The 8,271-nt window shown below is 49.3% G+C and carries 4 protein-coding genes; all 4 read right to left on the minus strand.

Features of this window, described 5'->3' with window-relative positions; translation table 11 throughout:
• Positions 1 to 104: 104 nt before the first annotated feature.
• Positions 105 to 4,577: a response regulator gene (locus Q320_RS18165; RefSeq protein ID WP_035851742.1), complete on the minus strand. Its 4,473-nt coding sequence runs from the start codon at positions 4,575 to 4,577 to the stop codon at positions 105 to 107.
• Between the two features lie 90 nt (positions 4,578 to 4,667).
• Positions 4,668 to 6,245 carry a cache domain-containing protein gene (locus Q320_RS18170; protein ID WP_051534400.1) on the minus strand — a complete coding sequence of 526 codons (1,578 nt, stop codon included), beginning with the start codon at positions 6,243 to 6,245 and terminating at the stop codon, positions 4,668 to 4,670.
• A gap of 42 nt (positions 6,246 to 6,287) precedes the next feature.
• A complete protein-coding gene (locus tag Q320_RS0102510; RefSeq protein ID WP_027467694.1) occupies positions 6,288 to 7,439 on the minus strand; it encodes a response regulator in 1,152 nt (383 codons plus the stop codon).
• A 344-nt stretch (positions 7,440 to 7,783) separates the two neighbouring features.
• Positions 7,784 to 8,271 (minus strand): IS3 family transposase (locus Q320_RS0102515; RefSeq protein ID WP_027467695.1); only part of this gene is annotated, 488 nt, incomplete at its 5' end.

Genomic DNA, 8,271 nt, shown 5'->3' on the forward strand with positions numbered 1-8,271 from the left:
AGCAAAGCAGCACCATCGAGATTAAAAATAGAAGCTGCATATTTAAATTTTACTGACTTGAAATACATCAACTAAAAATAATAAGACCGATACCAGCATGCCAGTTAATCCAGTAATGCAGATACATCATTCAGTCGCTCAATTGCCAAATCATAATCAAACGCCTCACAAGCTAAAGCCGCTTTCCGCATTGGCGCTTCGAACACGCTGCCTTTGACTGTGATCATTAATTCGTCGAGTAGCTCTGCTGAATCGGTATTACTGTCTTCTAGCATAGAACGCAGCTTATCTAGACGAATACTCAGCTCAGCCACATTAATTGAAATAGAAGAATGATCTGGGGTCTGTTCGAGATCAAGCTGAGACAGGCCAAGGATGACTGGTGCTAAGCTTGTAAGAACGTCGTTAAGTAGCAAGTTAATTTGCGTCGCCGTCGCGCTATTCAAACAAGCTTGCTCTAATTGAGCTGCCGCATATTGCAAATCTCTCGCACCAATATTGCCTGCCGTTCCTTTCAAGGTGTGCGCGGCACGAGCTGGAGCAGAAAGGTCAGCATCAAGCTGAGCAACACGAAACAGTTCAGCAAAAGCCCCTTGGCTCTCGCGAAATTTAACTAGAAGTCGGCGATACAATTTCATATTGTTCATCGTGGTCGCTAGACCGGTGATCACATCAATGCCTTGTAAAATCGGTAGTCCGGTTTCAATTAGGGTTTCAGTGGCGCCATTTTGTGCCATCGTTCCCAGCTCGGCTTTACCATCATTCACGATTATCGGATGTATCCATTTCGCCAAAGTTGCAAACATATCCTCGATATGAAGTGGTTTGGCGATATGGTCTTGCATGCCCGCTTCAAGCACTTTTTCCCTGTCCCCAGCCATTGCATTCGCGGTCATCGCAATAATCGGCATCGCCGCAAACTGGGCTTGCTGACGTAAAGCACGAGTTGCGGTATAGCCATCCATCACTGGCATTTGGCAATCCATTAGCACGCCATCAAATTGTTGATCACGAGCCAGTTCGTCCAATGCTTCTTGCCCATTATTCACGGTAACAACCTGCATCCCGATTTGCGCCAATAGTTCTTGCACCAACTCCTGGTTCAATTCATTGTCTTCGACTAACAAAACACGCGCCCCGCGTAATTTAGCAACGGCCTCATTCTGCCCAGTCGCTTTTTCATGCAAACGTGTTTCGATAACTACGCCTTTCCCTAGCGCCTCGGCGATCGCTTCGAGCAAGGTCGATGGCGTCACGGGTTTGGCGAGTACGGCTTTGAATGCGACACCTTGTAAAGTCGCATGGTTCAATGCCTCTTCGCGGCCAAAAGCGGTGACTAAAATCACTGCAGGCTGATGCTGTAAAGGCTGCAATTGCATCGCTTGCATGGTGGCAATGCCATCGGTGACCGGCATTTTCCAATCCATCAGCACCAGCTGATAAGGGTGCTCGGTTTGATCCGCTGCGGCAATCATTTGTAAACCTTGTTGCCCATTGGCCGCTGCATCGGCAATTAAACCAAATGACTGTGCGATGGCAACCAGAATTTCTCGAGCGCTCGCGTTGTCATCGACAACCAGCAAGCGGCAGCCGCGCAATTCATCCGCTCGATACATTCGGCGCGGCATTGCTTCGGTCTGCAAACCGAATTTCGCATGAAAATGGAAGCTAGAACCCCGTCCCGGCGTGCTTTCGACCCAAATTCGCCCGTCCATGAGTGCAACCAATTGCTTGGAAATCGCCAGCCCTAAGCCGGTGCCACCATATTTGCGCGTCGTCGACGCATCGGCCTGACTAAAACTTTGGAACATTTTGTCGCATTGTTCCGCCGTCATGCCAATGCCCGAATCTTTCACCCAGAAATGCAATTCAACGCCATCCACATCTTCGGATACCTTTTCAATACCAACTACAATTTCACCTTGCTCGGTAAATTTGACCGCGTTATTGCCCAAATTAACCAGCACTTGCCCAAGACGCAACGGGTCACCGATCAAAGCGGTAGGCACATCGGGCGCCGTATTAAATAACAATTCTAGCCCTTTATCTTCGGCTTTAATTCCCACCAAATTAGCCAAATTATCCATTACATCTTCAAGACGGAAAGCCACGCTTTCCATCGTCATTTTGCCGGCTTCGATTTTTGAGAAATCCAAAATATCATTAATGATGCCCAGCAGATTCTCGCCGGAACGATGGACTTTCTCGATGTAATTACGTTGTTTTTTATCGAGCTCGGTTTGCAAGGCTAAATGCGACATACCGATAATGGCATTCATCGGCGTGCGAATTTCATGGCTCATATTGGCCAAAAATTCACTCTTGGCGCGGGTGGCATCTTCGGCGATTTCTTTGGCGTGCAAGACTTCAATTTCGGCTTGCTTGATTTCAGTCACATCCTGTGCCACGCCATACATAAACAGTGGATTGCCATTTTCATCGCGGGTGATATTCCCAATCGCGCGAATCCACGCAACTTTGCCGTCGACAGGGCGTAAATAACAATAGGTGGCGTCATAGCATGGCAGTTTGCCGGAGACAGCATCCGCAAACAGCGTACTAATCGTTTCGGCGACGACCGGATCTGCGGCGACAATTCGGCTATACCATTCATCCATCAAGTGATAACGGAAATCGGGCTTGGCGGGCTCACCATAAATCGCGGCGGCGCGAGCTGAGCTGGTGTAATAGTCTGGATTTTTAAAATCAATCAACCAATAACCGGCTTTGCTCAATTCCAGTGCCGTATCACTCATTTGATTGGCATGCGCAATCGCCTGTTCGGCCTGTTTACGCTCGGTAATATCGCGCACCGAAGCGCAAACGCAAACGCTGCGGTCGCCCAAAGCAGGCAGGCGAGATAAGCCCACTTCAATCGCAAATTCTGAGCCGTCCTTACGCCGCCCATTCAGTTGACGATTAAATTCGCCCATACTGCGCCGCGCTGCACCCGCTTGAATGTATTGATCACGTAGCGCCTTATGTCGCCCCCGCACCATATCGGGCACTAAAATTTCAATCGGATTGCCCACCAATTGCCCAGGTTCAAAACCAAACATCGCTTCGAGCTGTGGATTGGCCAGAATAATCTGGCCGGCTTCATCAATCACCAGCATCCCATCCGGTGCGGATTCGATAATGCCGCGATACCAAGTTTCGGTTTCCATCAAAGCACTTTGCTGTGCTTCGAGTTCCTGCGTTTGCGCTTCAAGCTGGCTCGCTTGCTCTTCCAAACGCGCCGACTGCCGCTGAGTTTCTTCGAGCAAAGTGCGAGTCTTCACATTGCGTTCCAGAATTTCTAAATTCATTGCGAGCATCGGCAAGACACCATCCAGTAAAGCCTGCTCGCCACTGCTCAGTGAATCAAAATTAGCCAGTTCTAGTACCGCTAGTAATCGATCCTGATGCAAAATCGGCAGCACTGAAATCGTGCGTGGCGCAGCCTCGCCCAAGGCCGAACCAATTCGAATGTAATCCGCCGGTGGATTAGTCAAAATAATCGGCTTGCGCTCCATCGCACACTGCCCGACCAAACCTTGCCCCAGTTGGAAGTATTGCCCAAGGTGTTTACGCTCGCGGTAGGCGTAGCCATGCAGTAAACGCAGCTGACGCTGTTCAGCTTCATAAATATAAAACACGCCATGCCCAAGCCGAATCAAGGGGGCAATACTCGATAGTAGGCAGCGCGCTAAATCACTGAATATGGTGGCGCTTTGCAATTCATTTGCGATACTCGCCAAGTGCGTTTTGATCCAGCGCTGCTCTTCCAGTTTTTGCGCTTGGCCGCGCAATACATCAATTGCACGCGCCAAATCACCAATCTCATTCGGGTAATCGGTATGTGGTACTGGAAAATCCAACTGACCCGTCGCCAATTTCTCCACTGCGGCACGAATACGCCCTGTCGGTCGTTGAATCGATTGTGCTAAGGGAATACCGAAAAGCAAACCGCAACCTAGCGCAGTGCCCAGTAATAAAATACTCAGCAATAAGCTATCGCGAGCTTCTTCCTGCTCCTTTAATACCGATTGATTGGCGCCCTCCACTTTAACGCGCGCAATGTCCTGCAAGGCCTGATCAGCCTGTATTCCTGGCTGAGCAAAACGCTCACTCGCCACCAAGGCCATTGCACTACTTGGATCACCGCGCTGCAGCAAAGCCAACACTTGCGCAATATTGCTGCGGTAATGTTTGATGTGCTGCTCAAAGAGAGCGAGTTTTTGCTGGTTTTCTCGCCGAAAAATCCGCCCACGCGCTTCCTCAATCGCACTATTGACGCCTGTATCTGCCTCAGCCAACAATTTTAATGCGCGTTCACGCTCGCTGGAACTAGGCGCCAAAGTGGCTTGCCGTACTGATCGTCCCATTTCGGCGAAAGCAACTTGCGCATCCTTAATGTGGACGATACCGAGCAGTTCTTGCTGGTAAACCTGCTGGAATTGATTATTCAACATTCGCAATCGATACAGCCCGAAGCCACCTAATAAGATACTGAACAGCAAAAATATCAGCAAAGCTGCGAGTAATTTACTCTTTAGCGAACGCTGTTCCAGCATAATTTTTAATTTAAAACTCATTAAGTCAACTCCAAAGTCGCCATCAAAATGCCATGGGTATTCTATTGAACGCTATATATTAAAATGGCTAGGTGTCAATACCTAGTAAATTTATTCTGTTTGTGCTGTGTGGCTGCTTGGCGCACACGCGGTTTGAGTGCTTAAATTACGTCGTGCGATAGTTAGATTGAGCGCCAGTAATGTATTCAGTTGGCTAAAGAGTTCTTGCTGTGCCGCATCCGGCGGCGTCAACATCGCTATCTCAACCACACCCACTAGCGAATGATTCAATAACAAGGGCGCGAGCAGCAGCGCCGCAGGTTGAATTTCGCCCAAGCCCGAGCGCAACATGCCCAAGCCACTGGTAGCGAGCAATTCAACGCGCGGCAGATAATCCAAGGCACATTGCCCCAGTAATCCTTCGCCAAGGTGCAAAGTATGATTCGGTAAAGGGTCACAAGCAAAACTGCCCGCCAATACCAATTCATCTTTAGTTTCTGTGCTTAGATAAACAACGCCCTGCGTCATGCCGAGCATGTGATGCAGCTCGCTCAAGTAGTAAGACAGTTGCTCATCCACACTAATATATTGCTGTAATTTAAGTGTGGCCGCAGCGATTTGGTTTTTACGTGCGGCATCGGCTTGCTGCAATTGTGCAAACTCAGCCAGCTTCGCGTTCGCCATGCCTTTCACATGCCAATTTATCAATACATATTGTCCGCCACTACCGAGCAACAATACTAAAAATCCAACGAACAACGCAGGAGCAAGAAAATTGGACAATGGCACACTGCGCTCAAGATCTTCGAGCAGCACTAACTGCCAATCGCCAAACGGATCATTCCATTGCACAGGCGCGCGACTTACCGCATAGCGACCCGTCGCCGTTTGTTGCACGCCTGAAGCGATGGGAATTGCTAATATTTTCGGATCTTTTTGTGCAAACATCGCGCCAAATTGCCGCAGCTCACGAATAGCGTGCAATTGCTCTGGCGTGGCCGCTTCCGCCAAATAGCCTATCCATTCTTTATGATTGCTAGCAAAAACCACACCCTGCGGCGACAGCAACAGCGCAATATCGGCTTTACGCTGCAACAGCTCATCCACTTTGAAAATGCCCGATCGAGCAACCATGGCGCCCACCGCTTGATGCCCTGTCGCCGTATTCACAAAAACGGGAGCCGAAAAATACAGTGAACGATCACCACGCGCCAAGCTCACCGCAGCATAAACACTGTCTTGCCCTTTCATCGCCATTTGAAAATACGGCCGAAATGCGACGTCCACGCCTGTCGATGATTTACCGCTATTGTCCCAAGCCGACGCAACTTTTCCGCTGGCGCTGACCAAAAAAACACCGTCAACGCCCAAGGTTTGACCCACACGTTCGAATAAAATATTTATTTCCGGCGAGGCGACGCCAAGACCCCGCGCAGCCTCAGTTTGAATGCGGGTATCGATCAATCCCAGCATGGCGACTGAGCCCATCAGATTGCTGCTCAAGGTTTGCGCCAACAGTTCAACCGCAGCACGCTGTGCCGCGATCTCCAGCAATTTCTGCTGCTGGATTTCACTTTGCTCACGCAAAATGAACGCAGTGCAGAGCGCCATGCCGATGGAGAGACACAAAATCGCCAATCCAGTCAGCTTTCGATACGTCACCAACAATAAGGTTAAACGATTGCACATGAGCGCTTATCCAAAATGAGAAAGCCGTGCTGCTCGATAAATTTACTCGCCAGCAATTCGTTTCATTTGTGCGGCCTTTTCGGCCATATCTTCATCGGAATCGCCAAATTGCTGGGCAATCGCGTGAAACTCATCGGCTAACTCGACAAATGCATCGATCATATCAGGGTCAAAATGTGTGCCTTTACCTTCGACAATAATTTGCACCGCTTTGTCATGCGGCATACCGGGCTTATAGACTCGGCGTGAAATCAAGGCGTCATATACATCGGCGACCGCCATCAGCCGCGCAGAGATCGGTATCGCATCGCCGCTTAAGCCCTCTGGATAACCGCTGCCATCCCATTTTTCTTGATGGCTATACGCGATTTCTTTGGCGCAGCTTAAGAATGGAACTTCAAGTCCAAGACGTTTTTCAGCATGCTCAATCGCAGCACGGCCAAGTTCGGCGTGGCTTTTCATAATGCGAAATTCATCATCATCAAAACGCCCAGGTTTTAATAAAATACGATCGGGAATGCCGACTTTGCCAATATCATGCAAAGGCGCAGATTTAAACAACATACTGATGGTGTAATCATCCAGATAAGCCTGAAAGCGCGGATGAGATTGCAGCTTTTGTGCCAGCGAGCGCACATAATGCTGAGTACGCAGAATATGCCCACCCGTATCGCTATCGCGTGTTTCGGCGAGTGAGGCCATCGCCAAAATAGTGACATCCTGAATCGCGGCTAATTCGCGCGTGCGTTTGGCGACTTCATTCTCTAAATAAACATTCTGATCTTTTAAAAAATCAGCTGCCGCTTTAATTCGCAATTGCGTGGCGACGCGCGCCAGCACCACGGGTGGATTAACGGGTTTGGTGATGAAATCGGCCGCGCCCATTGCCAAGCCTTTGGTTTCTTCCTCGGTTGCCGTCATCGCAGTCAAAAAAATAATGGGAATATCCCGTGTCGCTGGATCACTTTTAAGGGCTTGGCATACATCGTAGCCCGACAGACCGGGCATCATAATATCGAGCAGAATCAAATCAGGCGGTGGAACGCTGCGCGCAATTTTGAGCGCTTTCTCGCCATTATTAGCCGCCTTAGTTTGATACAGCGGCTTTAATAAGCCCGTCATTAAGGTCAAATTATCTGGCGTATCATCAACGAGTAGAATCGTTGCCTTATCCTTTGCATATAACGCGTCCATTTCTGCTCCTCCAATTATTCCTGTGAACTATAGCAAGCAAGCAGAAAACAAAGCAGAAGTTCTGCTGTCAGACCCATGAGAAGACACAAAACACACGCGATCACATCGGCTAATTCAACCGTAAGAATTTGAGTGTTTGCTGGCAACGCACCGTGGAAAGTAAGTCACAATTTTGCATGAAATTTGAATTGGCCTGCGTTTAAAAAGCTAGTTGATGAATAACTCCCCCAGTACATTACCTAGATAAAGCGGCAGTAAAGTGGCCTCTCGAGGAGCGCTCACCGTACAGCGTGCCAAATAGAAATTGAATCGCACCGGGTTTCGCGGAGGCTATTTGGTTTGAGTCAGACCAACATAGCCTGCTCGCTTTGATTACGGTAATAGTTTGCTTCTGCTTCCGCAGGTGGAATATGGCCAATCGACCCCAGCAAACGATGATGATTGAACCACGAAACCCATTCTAATGTCGCCAGCTCCACGGATTCTAGGCTTTTCCACGGTCCTAAACGATGAATCACCTCCGTTTTGTAGAGCCCGTTATTCGTCTCAGCTAACGCATTGTCGTAACTGTCGCCAGTCGTACCAACAGATGGCTCGATACCAGCCTCAGTCAATCGCTCGGTATAGCGAATCGAAACATATTGCGAACCGCGGTCGCTGTGATGAATTAGCGCTTCTCGCTCTGGCTGGCGCGCCCAAAGGGCTTGCTCCAGCGCATCCAGCACAAACTCCGTCTGCATGTTGCGACTGACTCGCCAGCCCACGGTATACCGAGCGAATACGTCAATGACAAACGCCACATACACGAAGCCTTGCCAAGTCGACACGTAGG

The organism is Deefgea rivuli DSM 18356 (assembly GCF_000620145.1).
In the GTDB taxonomy this organism is placed as follows: Bacteria; Pseudomonadota; Gammaproteobacteria; order Burkholderiales; family Chitinibacteraceae; genus Deefgea; species Deefgea rivuli.

What these genes read in the sequence shown, in the direction of transcription:
- Q320_RS18165 (WP_035851742.1), bottom strand. Translation starts at nt 4,577, where the DNA reads ATGAGTTTTAAATTAAAAATTATGCTGGAACAGCGTTCGCTAAAGAGT.
- Q320_RS18170 (WP_051534400.1), bottom strand. Translation starts at nt 6,245, where the DNA reads ATGTGCAATCGTTTAACCTTATTGTTGGTGACGTATCGAAAGCTGACT.
- Q320_RS0102510 (WP_027467694.1), bottom strand. Translation starts at nt 7,439, where the DNA reads ATGGACGCGTTATATGCAAAGGATAAGGCAACGATTCTACTCGTTGAT.